A 14,877-nucleotide genomic window follows, 5' to 3' on the forward strand; every position below is an offset into this window, starting at 1 on the left:
TCAAGGTTTCGAAAACCTTGAAGGTATAAATTTGAAACATCATGTAAATCTGCTTAATCTGCGAGAAACTAAAAAAGATAAAGCCTAAAAAATAAATACCTACAAAGTTTTCAAAACCTTGCAGGAAAGCAACAAAATGACAAGAGAAATATATATCAACGAAACCAATTGTATCACGCCTTTAGGATTTGATGTTGACTCCAACATTGAAGCAATATTGCGCAGTGATTCCGGAATTCAGCTTCATAGTGACGTTTCTTTGATGCCAAATTCATTTTATGCTTCGATTATCAGTGATGAAAATATAAATAACGCTTTCGCGGAGATCAGTTCTGAAACAAAATATTCCCGTTTAGAAAAAATGATGATTCTCGCTTTAGAGCCGATTATCAAAAATTCAGGAGTCGAATTAAATTCGAAAACTGCTCTTATACTTTCAACCACAAAAGGAAATGTTACGGCTTTAAAAGACAATTCTGGTGACAGTTTTAACAATGCGCATTTAGATGTTCTGGCAAAAAATATTGCCAATTTCTTCAAGTTTCAAACGCAGCCAATAGTCGTTTCCAATGCCTGCGTTTCCGGAATTTTAGCTGTTTCGGTCGCCAAAAGAATGATTCAGTCTGAACTTTATGATACCATTTTTGTAGTCGCCGGCGACGAAGTTTCAGAATTTGTTTTGTCGGGTTTTAATGCGTTTCAGGCAATGAGCGAACTGCCTTGCAAACCGTATTCTAAAAACAGAACCGGAGTTAGTTTAGGCGAAGCAGTCGCTGCTGTTTTAATTTCGGCGGAAGCCAAAAACACTAAAATAAAAATCATTGGAGACAGTTCGATAAACGATGCCAATCATATTTCGGGTCCGTCAAGAACGGGAGAAGGTTTGTTCAGAAGTATTCAGAATGCTTTGAAAGAAGCACAAATTGAAGGCAACAAATTAGATTATATTTCTGCACACGGAACCGCAACGCCTTATAACGACGAAATGGAAGCTATTGCTTTAAATCGTTTAGATTTACAAAACGTTCCAATAAATAGTTTAAAAGGTTTTTACGGACACACATTAGGTGCTTCAGGATTATTGGAAACGGTTATTGCGATAGAATCCGCAAATCGAAATATGCTTTTTGAATCAAAAGGTTTTGATGAAATTGGCGTAAGCGAGACTATTAATTTGATTGAAAAAAATGAAGAAGCAACTATTCATTTCTTTTTGAAAACAGCTTCCGGATTTGGCGGTTGTAATACAGCGGTAATCTTTGAAAAAATAATGTAAATGACAAAAACACTAAACTTTATAGTACTCTTTTTCTCGATTATCTCTTTTGTTGGATGCAAAAAAAACGCTGATGAAATACAAAGACAATATTTTGTTGATGATTCAAAAAATGTTGAAATTTTGTCTGTTAACTATTGTGTAGATAATTTTGGAAATGTAAGTTCTGTAACTATTGTTCCTGAAAAAACAACTTATAAAAATAAAGAGAAAATAAAAGAGGTTATAGATGATCTTAAAAACATTTATTTCTCTCCGGATAGCGAAGAAAGAAATGATTGTCATGATTATAATTTTATATTTATTAATCCAAAATATGAAAATAACAAACTAGACTCTTCAAAAATTTCCAAATGTTACGAATTAAGAAAAGGCACTTATAAATATGCAGACGGTTCTTTTCCTGAAATAACAATTATACGCAATGATGAATTTCAGATTGAAAAAAATCAAAAGCAAACCTCTACATTCAAAATTGAGTGGCCCAATAAGACCAATTATATTTTAACCTATTTTAAAGGCAGTAATAAAAGACTGGACTTCTTTATTGGCAAAAAAATTTATGTGGAAATTATCGATATTCTCAGTGATGGACGTTATGTCTATAGAGCTACTTTAACAGATGGCTCAATTGTAACAGGAATTCTAAAAAAACAATTAATTCCTTAATACTTTGTTTCAAAAAAATGACTCAAAATAAAACCTACATACAATCCTATATCAAAATCGAAAACAACGAAATTGTTCTCAACGGAGAAACTGTATTCAAAACAGAACCAACCGATTTTGGCGATTTCTCTAAACAAGCTTATCGTAATTTTGACATACAATATCCAAAGTTTTTCAAAATGGATGCTTTGAGCAAATTGGCTTTTTTAGGTGCAGAGTTGCTTTTGAGTCCAATAACTAGTTCTGAAACAGAAAACAATATCGCTTTGGTACTGGCCAATAAATCTTCGAGTCTGGATACCGATGTTAAACATCAGGAATCCATTTCGGACAAAGAAAACTATTATCCGAGTCCGGCAGTTTTTGTCTATACGCTCCCAAATATTTGTCTGGGCGAAATAAGTATCCGCCATCAGCTGAAAAGTGAGAATTCTTTCTTTATATTTGAGGCCTTTAATCCTGAATTTATGTCGAATTATTCGAACATTCTTCTAAATTCAAACAAAGCAGATACGGTGCTTTGCGGATGGGTTGAATTTTTTAATGACAATTACAAAGCTTTTCTTTGCACCATAAGTGGTAAAGAAAACACAAAATATACAAACGAAACGATCAATACTTTATACAATAAATAATCATGGAAGCATTAAAAGCAGAATTAAAAAATAAAATTATTACAACTTTAAATCTTGAAGATATAGCAATTGAAGATATTGCTGATAACGATCCTTTGTTTGGAGACGGTTTAGGTTTAGACTCAATTGACGCACTTGAACTGATCGTAATTTTAGACAAAGATTACGGAATCAAATTAGTTGACCCGAAAGAAGGAAAGTCTATTTTCCAGTCAATTGAAACAATGGCCGCTTACATTAGCGCAAACAGAACAAAATAGACTCCTTAAAACTTGCTTAGATTTTTAAGCTGTTTAGACAAAAACTGTCTAAGCTAAAAAAATAACAATCCAAACAAGTCCAAAAATCTAAGAAGTCTAATGTCTAATACTCTAAGAATTCAAAAAATGAAAGGTGTCGCAATAACCGGAATGGGAATTATCTCTTCGATTGGAAATTCAGTCGAAGAAAATTATATTTCGCTAATCGAAAATAAAATTGGTATTTCCCGAATCCAAAATATTTCGACTGTTCATGCCGATAGTATTAAAGTTGGAGAAATTAAAAAAACCAACGATGAATTGGTCAATGAATTGAAACTTTCACCTGATAATAATTTTTCAAGAACAGCTATGATTGGTGTTTTTGCGGCCAAACAAGCTGTAAAAGAGGCCGGAATTACATCGATAAATGAATTTAGAACAGGGCTTATTTCGGCTACCAGCGTTGGCGGAATGGATATGACTGAAAAACATTATTACGATTATTTCAAACATCCTGAACTTATAAAATACATTAGTTGTAACGATGGCGGCGATGTTGCAGATAAAATTGCTCAGGAGTTAGGTTTAAAAGGAATGGTCACAACAATAAGTACAGCTTGTTCATCTGCAGCAAACGCAATTATGTTAGGTGCCCGATTAATCAAAACCGGAAAACTGGATCGTGTTATTGTTGGTGGAACTGATGCTTTGGCAAAATTTACCATTAATGGATTCAAAACTTTGATGATTTTATCTGATGATTACAACAAGCCTTTTGATAATAACCGTAAAGGTTTAAATTTGGGTGAAGCTGCTGCCTATCTGGTTTTAGAATCAGATGATGTAGTACTGAGACAAAACAAAAAAGTTTTGGCCCGCGTTTCTGGTTACGGAAATGCAAACGATGCTTTTCATCAAACTGCTTCATCAGAAAACGGCGATGGTGCATATCTGGCGATGAAAAAAGCCTTTGAAATTTCGGGTTTAAAACCTTCTCAAATTGATTATATCAACGTTCACGGAACCGCAACGCCAAACAATGATTTATCTGAAGGAAGAGCTTTACTCCGAATTTATGAAAATGAAAAAATTCCCGATTTTAGTTCTACAAAGCCCTTTACAGGTCACACTTTAGCAGCAGCAGCAGCAATTGAAGCCGTTTACAGTGTTTTGGCGATTCAAAATAATATCGTTTATCCTAATTTGAATTTCGAAACTCCAATGGAGGAGTTTGATCTGAAACCACAAACTATTTTAAAAAACAAAAAGATCGAACACGTTTTATCCAACTCTTTCGGTTTTGGTGGAAATTGTTCAACTCTTATATTTTCTAAAAGCGAATGAAAACATATATAAATGGAATAGGTTGCATTTCGACTCAAAAAACATTTGATACTGTTTTTTTAGAAGAGGCCATACATGATAACAACGAAAATGTTCTTAAAATAGTTTCTCCGGCTTACAAAGATTTTATTTCACCGGCAGCCAGCAGAAGAATGGCAAAAGGCGTAAAAAACGGAATCGTAGCTTCGGCTTTGGCTATGAAAGATGCGAATATCGAAAATGTTGATGCCATTATTACCGGAACAGGTTTGGGCTGTATTGAAGATTCTGAAAAATTTCTGAAAAACATTCTGGATAATAACGAAGAGTTTCTAACCCCTACTTCCTTCATTCAGTCAACACACAATACCGTTGGCGCACAAATTGCACTTTTACAGCAATGCAAAGGTTATAATTTTACCTATGTAAACGGAGCTGTTTCTTTTGAATCGGCCTTAATTGATGCTAAAATGCAAATCGAAGGAGACGAAGCCAATTCAATTTTGGTAGGCGGAGTTGATGAAAATGGCGATTATACAACAGCTCTTTTTAAATTAAACGGACGAATTAAAAAAGATACTTATGAGTCTTATGCCGTTTTAAATTCTGAAACAAGCGGTGCAATTTACGGAGAAGGCGCCAGCTTTTTTGTTTTGGAAAATGAAAGAAAAGAAAATACATACGCAAAACTTCTCGATGTTACTATCATAAATACGTTGGAAGAAAACGAAATTGAAACAGAAATAAAATCTTTTCTAAAAGCAAATAAGCTGGAAATTTCAGATATTGATGCTTTGGTTTTAGGATTTGATGGGAATGTCGATTTTGAAATTTATTATAAAAATCTTGCTGAAAATGCTTTTGCACAAACACCTGTTTTATATTATAAACATTTAAGCGGCGAATACGATACGGCTTCGGCTTTTGCATTATGGATGGCCTCAAAAATTATAAAAACACAGGAAATTCCAGAAATTATAAAAGTTAATTCAGTTGAAAAACCTGCTTATAATACTATTTTGTTATACAATCAATTAAACGGAAAAAATCATAGTTTTACGTTAATCTCAAAATGATAACGCATAAAAACATCTCACTATTTTTTATTTTTTTATTGCTTTTATTGCTTCTTCTGAACCTTTATACAGCAATTAATTTTTGGTGGTTTGCTATTATTGTTTCCATTTGGTTTGTATTTAATATTGTCGGTTCATCTCTAATAGCGTCAAACTATCATGTAAAAGCTTTTTGCAGGAATGCTTTAGAAAAGGAGAAAAAAATTGCCCTTACATTTGATGACGGACCGGGCATTTATACTTTAGAAATTCTTGATCTTCTTAAAAAATATAATGTAAAAGCGACATTTTTTTGCATCGGAAAAAATATTGAAATGTATCCTGAAATTGTAAAACAAATTATAGACGAAGGTCATTTGACTGGAAATCATTCCTACGGACATTCTCCTTTTTTTGATTTTTATAATGCGAAAAAAATTATAGAAGAAATTCAAAAAACAGATACGCTTTTAGAAAAATTAACTTCAAAAAAAATTAACTTTTTTCGGCCACCCTACGGAGTTACCACCCCATCAATTCGGAGGGCTTTAAAAATAACCGGACACAAAGTTATTGGCTGGAATATCCGTTCACTTGATGGCGGTACAAAAAATAAAAAATTAATTTTCAACCGAATAATAAAACGAGTTTCTCCCGGCGGAATTGTACTTTTGCACGACACGGCTTCACACTCTGTCTTGGTATTGGAACAGTTTTTGCAATTTTTACAACAAAACCATTATAAAGTGGTTTCTGTAGAAGAACTTTTGAACCTTAAAGCTTATGAAAACTAAATTATATATATTTCTTTTTTTCCTAAACATTTTCAGTATTTCTATTTTTGCACAAGAGCAAAAAATGACTGCTGCCGAAATAGCTTCATTTAAAGATGATGTAAATATTGTTTCCAAAAAAATCAAAACTTTGAGTACCGATTTTATTCAGTACAAACATTTGGATTTTTTATCGAAAGACATTGAAACCTCCGGAAAAATGATTTTTAAAGAACCTTATTTGCTTCAATGGCAATACAAAAAACCATACAATTACAGTATCGTTTTTAAAAACGGTAAAATCCTGATTAACGATGAAGGAAAAAAAAGTGCAGTTGATATTGGAAACAGCAAAATCTTTGGCCGAATCAATAAACTAATTGTGGGAAGCGTAAGTGGCAATATGTTTGATGACAAAGAATTTACGATTTCGTACTTTAAAGTGAAAGGACAAAATCTGGCGAAATTTATTCCAAAAGATGCGACGCTTAAGAAATACATCAAACAGATTGAACTTACTTTTGATAAAGAAGAAGCTACAGTCGTACAAGTAAAACTATTGGAATCATCAGATGATTATACCCGAATTGTACTTAAAAATAAAGTGATCAATGCAAAAATCGACGATTCAGTATTTAGTAATTAACAGCCTTTTGGCAGTTGTTTTATTTTCCTGTGGCTCCGTCACAAAAAATTATACACCAAAAAAATTAGACAAAACATCCTACGAAGTTCCTTATTTTTCAGATTCAAAAACGGATTATGTATACAAAACCAATATTACGGTTTACGGAAATGAATTGTCCGGAATTTTCATTGCCAAAAAAATAAATGACACGACGCATCGGATTGTTTTTACAACAGATTTTGGCAACAAATTGTTTGATTTTGAAATTTCCGAAACAACTTTTAAAATTAATTCCATTGTGTCAGAATTAGATCGTAAAATTCTAATAAATACTTTAGAAGAAGATTTCAGACTGCTTCTTAAAAACAAATATTTGATTCAGGAACAATTTGAAAACGATTTTTTTAACATTTACAAATCGGCAGATAAAAACCGTGATAATTACCTGTTTCTGACCAAGAAAGACCAAAAGTTAGAAAAAGTGATTCACTCATCTCAAACAAAAGAAAAATTTACTGTTCTTTTTAGTTCAGAAAACAATATTTTTGCAGAAAAAATTCAGATTATTCATCAAAATATTAAGTTGGAAATCACGTTAAATTATTTAAAATCAGAAATTTAAAATCACTAATAAACTTTGAAACAATTAAAAATGAGAAAATCAATCCTAATTGCATTCGTTTTATTTATAGGCATTACAGTAACACAAGCACAAGTACGTATTAGTCCGGGTCTTAAAGGAGGTTTAAACCTTTCGAGGTTAACCAATATTGACGGTAATGGTTTAAAATCGGATTTTTATGTTGGTGGATTTATGGCTATAAAATTCAATAAATTTTTTACACTTCAACCCGAATTAACATATTCAAAACAAGGTTCAGAGGGACGTTATTATGATTTTAATGATAATTATTATGATACAAAGTATGACTTAAATTATCTTTCGCTTGACGCAGTTGCAAAATTTCATTTCAATAGAAGCGGTTTTCATATCCTGGCCGGTCCTTCTGTAGATTTTAAAATAGGCGATAATTTTGGTGATTACGGTTTTGATGATCCGGTAGATTTTGATATTTCGATAATTGGCGGAGTAGGTTATACTTTACCAAATGGATTAACATTTGAAGCGAGAATTAAACAAGGTCTTATTGATATTTACGGTTACGATAATACTTATGATAATAATGGAAATGGAAATTATGATGAAGTTATTTTAAATCAGGCAATCCAGGTTGGTATCAGTTACACTTTTAAAATGAAATAAAAAATACATGAAAAAATTAATTACCATCGTTTTTATTTTATTTATAAGTTCAATAAATGCTCAGGTAACATTTAAACCAGGTCTAAGAGCCGGAGCTGCTTTTTCAACGTTTTCAAATACACGTTCATCCTATAAAAGTGATTTTTATATTGGAGGGTTTGGTGAAATTAAATTAACCCGGATTTATGCCTTACAACCTGAAATTACATATAGCAGACAGGGTTCTAATAACGTTAAAACTTTTGCTGGCTACACTAATGATGGCGAACAAATTGTGGAATCAAAAAATTTAGACATTGATTATGTTTCGATTGCGATGATCAATAAATTCACTTTTAATGGTTTTCAGGTTCAGGCTGGTCCAACTCTGGATTTTAGAACAAGAGATAATTTACGCTATGAAAAGTCTGATGCTGATTTAGCTCTCGTTGTTGGTTTTGGTTATAAAGTGCCTTTGACCGGATTAACTATTGAAGCTCGTATCAAAAAAGGTTTAATCGATGTTATAGACAGTGATTATTACAGCAGCAATGATAACAGCGATTATTTGTTTGGAGATTATAATACAAATGTGAATTTTCAACTGGGTGTTTCGTATGCCTTTGGTAAATAAAATTATGACAATTAAAAATTTAGCAATTATTTCCTTTTCTGTTTTTGCATTTTTAAAAATGCAGGCTCAGGTAACTTTTAAACCTGGAATTCATGCAGGAATAAACATTTCAAAATTTACAAATTCAGGTCTTGGAAACAAAACGGATTTTTATGTTGGAGGATTTGGCGCTTTAAAGCTTTCTAAATTTTATACATTACAGGCCGAATTAACTTATTCCAGACAAGGTGCAAAAGGAGATATTGCGATGGGAAGTACTGAATATTATGATGCTCCATCAAATAGTTATATTACAATTTACAACCGTGGAACTGTAGATGCCTCATTACAATACATCTCAGAATTAACAATTAATAAATTCAATTTTACTGAGAATTTTTATTTTTTAGCAGGACCTTTTTTTGATATACTAATTGCAAAAGATATTAAGGTTAATCCGAAAGAAAAAGGAGATAATTATAATAAAGGACAAGACGTTGATTTGGGAATTGTAGGTGGACTAGGATACAGCTTAAAAAACGGAATTTCATTTGAAGCAAGAATAAAAAAGGGCCTGACGGATTCATTCACTGATTATTATGCTGATGGTGTTGATACAAACAATTTGGTTTTTCAATTTGGAGCAACTTACACCTTTGGAAAAAAATAAAAAAATATGGTTTTAAAAGATTTTTACAAAATACTTTCAGAAGAAAAAACAGGAGATTCTAAGTATAATTTTACGATTTTGGTCAACGAAAAACACGAAGTTTTCAAAGGTCATTTTCCTGGAAATCCAATTATGCCTGGCGTTTGCATGATTCAGATTATTAAAGAACTTACTGAGACTATTACAAAAGCCAATTTGGTAATTCAAACACTTGCTAATGTAAAGTTCATGGCACTTATTAATCCAGAGGTTACTCCGGAATTGCGTTTAGAACTTGATATTGTAACTACCGAAGATGATTTGGTAAAAGTAAAAAACACTACTTATTTTAACGACACCGTTGCTTTGAAACTAAGCAACGTGTATAAAAAGATATAATTATGAAACTACTACTGACATTTATCCTATGGTTCAATTTTGCAGGGAACCCTGACTTGGCTTCCATTCGCAAAATGTATACAGACGTTTCAAAATCAGAGACCAATGCTAAAGAATTTGTAGACAAACTTGCCGGCGTATCTGGCAATGATGACAAAATTTTGGTGGCTTACAAAGCGGCTTCAATTTTGCTGGATTCAAAATTTGAAAAAAAATTAGGCGAAAAAATGGAACGTTTTAAGGAAGGTGCCAAACTTCTTGAATCTACTGTAAAAACGGAACCCAACAATATCGAAATCAGAATGATCCGATTGAGCATTCAGGAAAATGTACCTGGTATTACGGGTTATAAAAAAAATATTAAAGAAGATAAAAAATTCATAACTGAACATTATGATGAGCAAAGTAACTCTTTAAAAGAATATCTTAAAAACTTTATATTACAATCTAAAAGTTTCTCTGAAAAAGAGAGACAATTGGTGAAGTAGGTAAAGAAAACACAACCCATGAAACCTATTTTATTACAGCAGGAGCTACTAAGTTTAACGCATTTTTGTGTGATTGTTCCAACATACAACAATCACAAAACGTTAAAAAGAGTACTGGATTCCGTTTTAGATTACACTTTAAATGTAATAATTGTTAATGACGGTTCTACTGATGAGACGAGTGAAATTTTAAAATCATATTCTCATCTGATACAAATTCATCATCCTGAAAACTTAGGAAAAGGAAGAGCCTTGAGAAACGGTTTTCGAAAAGCGATTGAAACAGGTTTTGAATATGCTATTACAATAGATTCTGACGGTCAGCATTTTGCTTCTGATATACCAAATTTTATTGCTGAAATTCAAAAAGAACCGAATTCTTTATTGATTGGCAGCAGGAATATGACACAGGAAAACGTACCAAAAAAAAGTAGTTTTGGAAATAAATTTTCAAATTTTTGGTTTCAATTTGAAACCGGAATTAAACTTGATGATACGCAATCGGGTTACAGATTATACCCTTTACAATTATTGCCGAAACAATTTTATACCAATAAATTTGAGTTTGAGATTGAAGTTATTGTTCGTTCTGCATGGAAAGGTATTTTGGTAAAAAATATTGCAATCGAGATTTTATATGATCCTGCTGAACGTGTTTCACATTTTCGCCCTTTTAAAGATTTTACCAGAATCAGTATTCTAAATACTGTTCTGGTTCTAAATTCGCTTTTGTATATCAAGCCCAGAGACTTTTTTCGGAAAGCAAAAAAAAAAGGTTTTAAAAAGTTTTTTCTTGAAGATATTTTAGAAAGCAACGATTCTAATTTCAAAAAAGCGGCTGCAATTGCATTAGGTATTTTTATCGGTATATCTCCATTTTGGGGATTTCAAACCGTATTACTTTTATCATTTGCCACCTTACTCAGACTCAATAAAGTCATTGCTTATCTCTCTTCAAATGTTAGTTTTCCACCTTTTATTCCATTTATTATTTATGGTTCTTTAAAAATGGGAAGTTATTTTGTATCCAATAAAACCACTTTGGTTTTAGACAGTTCACTTACACTTGACGACATTCAGCAAAATGCTACACAATATATCGTTGGAAGTCTTATTTTAGCAACCGTTTCTTCACTAACTATAGGTTTTTTGAGTTATTTACTTTTAACCTTTTTTAATTCAACTAAAAATAAAAAATAAACATGCATCACTATTTTTACGCCATTCATTTATTTGTTAACCGAAGAAAATCCCTTTCGGTTTTATTGGCTGTTCTGATGCTTTTTGTCTTGGGATTTTTTGCTTCTAAAATTAAATTTGAGGAAGATATTACAAAGCTTATTCCAACAAACGACAAATCTGATGTTACTGCAAAAGTGCTTAAACAACTTAATTTTGCAGATAAAATTACGGTTATTTTCAAGTTAGAAAAAAACGGAACCAGTGAAGATTTAAAAGAAATGGCTGCCATTTTTTCAGATAGTGTTTCTAAATCATGTAAGCCATATATAACTGGAATTCAAGGAAAGGTTGACGAAGAAAACATTCAGGAAACAATAGATTTTGTGTACAACAATCTCCCATTATTTCTTGACAATAAAGATTATGCCGCTATACAAAACAAACTCAATAAAGATAGTATTGTAGCAACCGTTCAGGGAAATTATAAATCGATTATCTCGCCTTCTGGATTTTTGACCAAAGATTTCATTTTGGAGGATCCACTTGGGATTTCTTTTATCGCTTTAAAGAAATTGCAACAACTAAATGTTGGTGATGACTTTACCCTTGATAATGGATACGTGATGACCAAAGACAAAAAGAAATTACTACTTTTTATTACATCAAATCTCCCATCGAGCGAAACTGAAAAAAATACTGTTTTTGCTGCAAAGCTAAAATCAATTCAGGACAATCTAAATCAGAAATTCAAGGCAAAAACTTCAATTAGTTATTTTGGTTCAGCTTTGATAGCTGTTTCCAATGCCAACCAAATTAAAAGCGATATTATCTTAACGACAACAATCGCGATGATCACTTTAATGTTGATCCTGATTTTATTCTACAGAAAAATATTAATCCCATTAATCATTTTTATTCCAACCGTTTTTGGAGCTCTGTTTGCTATTGCTTTTTTATTTTTTGTAAAAGAACAAATTTCCGCAATTTCCCTAGGAATTGGTTCAGTTTTATTAGGAATTACGATTGATTATTCCATTCATATCCTTACACATTACAAACACAACAGTGATGTAAAAACGTTATACAAAGACATCACGATGCCTTTGATTATGAGCAGTTCGACTACGGCTGTCGCATTTTTATGTTTGCTATTTGTGAAATCGGAAGCGCTTAATGACTTAGGGATTTTTGCTGCTGTCATTGTTATGGCTTCTGCATTTTTCTCCCTCTTAATTGTTCCGCATTTATACAAACCGAAAGAAAATAATTTTGAATACAAGAAAAATGTAATCGACAAGCTGGCGCATTTTTCATTTCATAATAATAAATTCCTAATCGGTTTTTGTGCTCTCATTACGATTATCTGCTGTTTTACTTATAATAATGTTGGCTTCAATAACGATTTGTCACAGCTTAATTTTGTTCCGAAAGAAATAAAAGCTGCAGAAAAAGAGCTGGAAGAAAGCACCAGCTTAACATCAAAAACAATATATGTTGCTTCGTACGGAAAAAGTATGGAAGAAGTTCTGCAAAACAACAGCCGTCTTTTTTCAGATTTGTCTGCAGCAAAAGAACAGCAAAAAATATTAAACTTTAGTTCAATTGGCGGAATTATGCTTTCGCAAAAAGAACAGCAACAGAAAATTGAAAAATGGAATTCTTTTTGGGATAGTAATAAAAAACAACTCTTAAAATCCAGTTTAATTTCCGAAGGTTCTAAATTAGGATTTAAACCTACAACATATAGTACGTTTTTTGACCATTTAGATTTTAATTTCAAACCGATTTCAGCAGCTGATTATCTAAAAATTCAAGCACTGCAACTGCATGAATTCGTAACCGAAAAAAATGGTTTTTTCACGATTTCAACTTTAGTAAAAGTAGCTCCAAAACAACGTGACGCTTTTGTAAAGATGGCTGAAACTAAAAAAAATCTGATTGCTATCGATCGTCAGCAGATGAATGAAACGTTTTTCAGCACTTTAAAAACTGATTTCAATTCTCTTATAAATTATTCGTTTATTGCCGTGATCCTGATTTTATTTTTCTTTTTCCGAAGAATAGAACTGGTTATTGTAAGCTGTATTCCTATTGCCTTAACAGGAATTGTGACAACAGGTATAATGGGCATTTTTGATATTCAGATGAATATTTTCAGCATGATTGTCTGCACGCTTATTTTTGGCCACGGGGTCGATTTTAGCATTTTCATGACGAGCGCACTCCAAAAAGAATATACAACCGGAAAAAACGAAATTGCAATTTACAGAACCTCTATAATTTTAGCAGTAATTACTACCATTTTAGGAATTGGTGCCATGATTTTTGCAGAGCATCCGGCATTAAAATCTATTTCATCTGTATCCTTAATTGGAGTTTTTGCCGCACTCATTATTACCTTTATCTTCTATCCGATTCTTTTTAAATTATTCATTTCAAACCGCCCAAAAAACGGGAATGCTCCATTTCAATTAAGAACCTTTCTTCACGGTATACTCTCTTTTTTCTATTATGGATTTGGTGGTGTTTTAATGTCTATTTTTAGTTTAATCATTATGCCGATTATTCCCCTTAATGAAAAAACAAAAATGAAAGGATTCCGATATGCGATTTCTAAATTCATGAAATCAGTATTATATTCTAATCCGTTCCTTCAAAAAAAAGTGATTAACCCTTATAATGAAAACTTTGAAAAACCTGCCATTATAATTGCAAATCATTCTTCGTTTCTAGATATTTTGATATGCGGAATGTTAAGTCCAAACATTATTTTTTTAGTAAATGACTGGGTTTACAACTCCCCTATTTTTGGTGCTACGGTTAGAAAAGCAGGATTTTATCCTGTTTCAGAAGGTCTTGAGGGTGGTGTTGAGCATTTACGCCAAAAAATAAATGAAGGGTATTCATTGATGATTTTTCCGGAAGGAACCCGTTCAGAAAGCAATGAAATTAAACGCTTTCATAAAGGTGCTTTTTATCTTGCTGAACAGTTTAATTTAGATATTCTTCCTTTGCTTATTCATGGGGCTTCAGAAGCAATTCCAAAAGGTGATTTTGTCATTCATGATACCAACCTTACCGTTTCTATATTAAAAAGGATCACGGCTGATAATCTTTCATTCGGAAAAAATTATACCGAAAGAACCAAACAATTGGGTGCGTTTTTTAAATCAGAATTTCAAAAAACCCGTCAGGAACTAGAAGGGCCGGAATACTTCAAAAAAATGCTTATCAACAGTTATGATTACAAAGAAGCAGAAATTATAAATAGTATAAAAAACAACTTAAAAACAAATCTGAAAATCTATTATCAACTCAACAAACATATTTCAGCGAAAGCTAAAATATTACATTTGTCGAATGATTATGGGCAATTAGATGTGTTATTGGCTTTACAGCAACCCCAACGAAAAATATATTCTTATAATTCAGATGAAGAAAAAATCGCTGTTGCAAAGAACAATTATTTCGTTACAAAAAGAAAAATTTATTATCAGGAAAATCTAGAAACAGCCATTCAAAACCAATATGATGTTATTTTGATTTCGGAAGAAAATTATAATAATGATATTGAAAAAATCATTTCTGTATCTTCCTGTGTTATTTTAGTAAATTGTCAAAGTTTAAAAACCACTTTGATTAACTTAGGTTTTGAATGTGTTTTAGAAGAAAATTCAATAGTCATATTAAAGAAAAATTAGA

At 31.9% G+C, this 14,877-nt stretch carries 16 protein-coding genes; all 16 read left to right on the top strand.

All coding sequences use genetic code 11. From position 1 onward, the window contains the following. Positions 1-136: 136 nt before the first annotated feature. The 16 genes from DMB65_RS16690 (at position 137) to DMB65_RS16765 (ending at position 14,876) form a co-directional block, all read left to right on the top strand. Positions 137-1,276, top strand: a complete 1,140-nt coding sequence (locus DMB65_RS16690) for a beta-ketoacyl synthase N-terminal-like domain-containing protein (RefSeq protein ID WP_110307755.1) — start codon at positions 137-139, stop codon at positions 1,274-1,276. Further along, positions 1,277-1,945 carry a hypothetical protein gene (locus DMB65_RS16695; RefSeq protein ID WP_110307756.1) on the top strand — a complete coding sequence of 223 codons (669 nt, stop codon included), beginning with the start codon at positions 1,277-1,279 and terminating at the stop codon, positions 1,943-1,945. A gap of 17 nt (positions 1,946-1,962) precedes the next feature. Then, positions 1,963-2,580 (top strand): beta-ketoacyl-[acyl-carrier-protein] synthase family protein, encoded by a 618-nt coding sequence (locus DMB65_RS16700; RefSeq protein ID WP_110307757.1) that lies wholly within the window; start codon positions 1,963-1,965, stop codon positions 2,578-2,580. Between the two features lie 2 nt (positions 2,581-2,582). Beyond that, entirely contained in the window at positions 2,583-2,840 is a 258-nt protein-coding gene (locus DMB65_RS16705; RefSeq protein ID WP_078226803.1) for a phosphopantetheine-binding protein, read from the top strand. 126 nt (positions 2,841-2,966) lie between these two features. Further along, the gene (locus tag DMB65_RS16710; RefSeq protein ID WP_165834984.1) at positions 2,967-4,166 is read left to right on the top strand and encodes a beta-ketoacyl-[acyl-carrier-protein] synthase family protein; all 1,200 of its coding nucleotides are present in this window, start codon (positions 2,967-2,969) and stop codon (positions 4,164-4,166) included. Next, the gene (locus DMB65_RS16715; RefSeq protein WP_078226801.1) at positions 4,163-5,221 is read left to right on the top strand and encodes a beta-ketoacyl synthase N-terminal-like domain-containing protein; all 1,059 of its coding nucleotides are present in this window, start codon (positions 4,163-4,165) and stop codon (positions 5,219-5,221) included. The genes DMB65_RS16710 and DMB65_RS16715 overlap by 4 nt, the downstream gene beginning before the upstream one ends. Next, the gene (locus DMB65_RS16720) at positions 5,218-5,994 is read left to right on the top strand and encodes a polysaccharide deacetylase family protein (protein ID WP_078226800.1); all 777 of its coding nucleotides are present in this window, start codon (positions 5,218-5,220) and stop codon (positions 5,992-5,994) included. Before DMB65_RS16715 ends, DMB65_RS16720 begins: the two co-directional genes overlap by 4 nt. Next, a complete protein-coding gene (locus DMB65_RS16725; RefSeq protein WP_110307759.1) occupies positions 5,984-6,619 on the top strand; it encodes a LolA family protein in 636 nt (211 codons plus the stop codon). The genes DMB65_RS16720 and DMB65_RS16725 overlap by 11 nt, the downstream gene beginning before the upstream one ends. Next, positions 6,585-7,223: a hypothetical protein gene (locus DMB65_RS16730; RefSeq protein ID WP_110307760.1), complete on the top strand. Its 639-nt coding sequence runs from the start codon at positions 6,585-6,587 to the stop codon at positions 7,221-7,223. The genes DMB65_RS16725 and DMB65_RS16730 overlap by 35 nt, the downstream gene beginning before the upstream one ends. Before the next feature lie 30 nt (positions 7,224-7,253). After that, positions 7,254-7,865 (top strand): porin family protein, encoded by a 612-nt coding sequence (locus DMB65_RS16735; protein ID WP_110307761.1) that lies wholly within the window; start codon positions 7,254-7,256, stop codon positions 7,863-7,865. Positions 7,866-7,872: 7 nt separating this feature from the next. Then, positions 7,873-8,478 carry an outer membrane beta-barrel protein gene (locus DMB65_RS16740; RefSeq protein ID WP_110307762.1) on the top strand — a complete coding sequence of 202 codons (606 nt, stop codon included), beginning with the start codon at positions 7,873-7,875 and terminating at the stop codon, positions 8,476-8,478. Between the two features lie 4 nt (positions 8,479-8,482). After that, positions 8,483-9,127 carry an outer membrane beta-barrel protein gene (locus tag DMB65_RS16745; RefSeq protein WP_165834981.1) on the top strand — a complete coding sequence of 215 codons (645 nt, stop codon included), beginning with the start codon at positions 8,483-8,485 and terminating at the stop codon, positions 9,125-9,127. 6 nt (positions 9,128-9,133) lie between these two features. After that, positions 9,134-9,505 (top strand): 3-hydroxyacyl-ACP dehydratase, encoded by a 372-nt coding sequence (locus DMB65_RS16750; RefSeq protein ID WP_078226795.1) that lies wholly within the window; start codon positions 9,134-9,136, stop codon positions 9,503-9,505. 2 nt (positions 9,506-9,507) lie between these two features. Then, entirely contained in the window at positions 9,508-9,993 is a 486-nt protein-coding gene (locus DMB65_RS16755; protein WP_110307764.1) for a hypothetical protein, read from the top strand. Positions 9,994-10,011: 18 nt separating this feature from the next. Continuing rightward, positions 10,012-11,193 (top strand): DUF2062 domain-containing protein, encoded by a 1,182-nt coding sequence (locus DMB65_RS16760; protein WP_110307765.1) that lies wholly within the window; start codon positions 10,012-10,014, stop codon positions 11,191-11,193. A 2-nt stretch (positions 11,194-11,195) separates the two neighbouring features. Then, a complete protein-coding gene (locus tag DMB65_RS16765) occupies positions 11,196-14,876 on the top strand; it encodes a 1-acyl-sn-glycerol-3-phosphate acyltransferase (protein WP_110307766.1) in 3,681 nt (1,226 codons plus the stop codon). Position 14,877: the final 1 nt, after the last annotated feature.

The organism is Flavobacterium cheongpyeongense (assembly GCF_003202435.1).
GTDB classification, from domain to species: domain Bacteria; phylum Bacteroidota; class Bacteroidia; order Flavobacteriales; family Flavobacteriaceae; genus Flavobacterium; species Flavobacterium cheongpyeongense.